We start from the raw sequence: 688 nt of genomic DNA, 5'->3' as shown, positions 1-688 counted from the left end.
AACTTAGCCACCTAGTACAAAGGAGTCCTCGCCCATGAGAAGTGTGAGTTCAATGATCCGTGCAGCTGTTTAATCTTTCTGTGAGGGCTTGATAAGGAGCTGAGCCATGGTAGCCTGATGGGCTGAGCGGTTTATCTGGCGTTTATGCTAGGAAACCATGGCGGAGGAGGCTCCTTGTCAAGCCCTCACGTCAAGCTGTTTTCTGTTCATTCTTCCACGACTTAACAAACACTTCGTGAGCCGTGGCGTAACCTAATAGCTTCCGGGGCCTGTCATTCATCCATTGTTGAATGCGATCAATATCTACCTGTGTATACCTAGCTAAAGACTCCCCTTTTGGTATATAGCGTCGAACGAGACGGTGTTGGTTTTCACTGGTGCCACGCTCCCAAGATGAGTAAGGGTGAGCGAAGTAGACCTCAGCTACAGAGGAGACGGCTTTTGTGAGTGAGCTGAATTCTGAACCGTTATTACTTGTAAAAGTCTTAAAAAGTCGCTCAGCTTCCTCTCCTAGGGAGTTTATGAGTTGAGTGATCGCTTGATAAACGACCTGACTTGTCTGATTCTTAATCAAAATAAGCCACTCAAAGCGTGAGTGTCGTTCAACCAACGTCAATAAGGCAGGGTCCTCTTCACCATGCGGACCTACCACAGTATCGATTTCCCAGTGTCCCCATTCCTCACGGTC

The 688-nt window shown here is 47.8% G+C and carries 1 protein-coding gene; it reads right to left on the bottom strand.

Annotated features, from left to right (window positions below):
* Window positions 1-190 precede the first annotated feature (190 nt).
* Window positions 191-688: IS30 family transposase (locus tag ACQV2G_RS09130; protein WP_428876647.1), on the bottom strand; the 498-nt coding region annotated here is incomplete at its 5' end.

It is taken from the genome of Facklamia sp. P12955 (assembly GCF_050409565.1).
Lineage (GTDB): Bacteria > Bacillota > Bacilli > Lactobacillales > Aerococcaceae > Facklamia.
Note: the sequence above shows the minus strand (reverse complement) of the source record. Positions and strands in the feature narration are given on the sequence as shown.